The organism is Paraburkholderia sp. SIMBA_054, from assembly GCF_046534875.1.
In the GTDB taxonomy this organism is placed as follows: domain Bacteria; phylum Pseudomonadota; class Gammaproteobacteria; order Burkholderiales; family Burkholderiaceae; genus Paraburkholderia; species Paraburkholderia hospita.
Map to the genome: position 1 here is coordinate 1 of NZ_JAWRXV010001381.1, position 248 is coordinate 248.

A 248-nucleotide genomic window follows, 5' to 3' on the forward strand; every position below is an offset into this window, starting at 1 on the left:
GGCGTTGTGGGCGTTCGAGCAATGCCTGCGCAGCGGCGCCTGCGCGGCGGTGCTGGGCTGGCCGCAGACCGCCGACGCACGGGCGATGCGCCGCCTGCAGGTGGCCGCCGACAGCGGCGATGCCTGTGCCTTCGCCCTGCCCGATCGCCGCCACGCGGTGAATGCCTCGCCGGCGGCGTTGCGGCTGGAATACCTGCCCGGCGAACACGCCTGGCAGGTGCGCAAGTGCCGCGGCGGCAACGTGCCCG

Annotated in this window: 1 pseudogene; it reads left to right on the forward strand. The window is 75.4% G+C overall.

The features are described from left to right. Positions 1 to 248, forward strand: a pseudogene (locus SB822_RS59595) (DNA lesion error-prone repair protein ImuA); the annotation flags it as partial.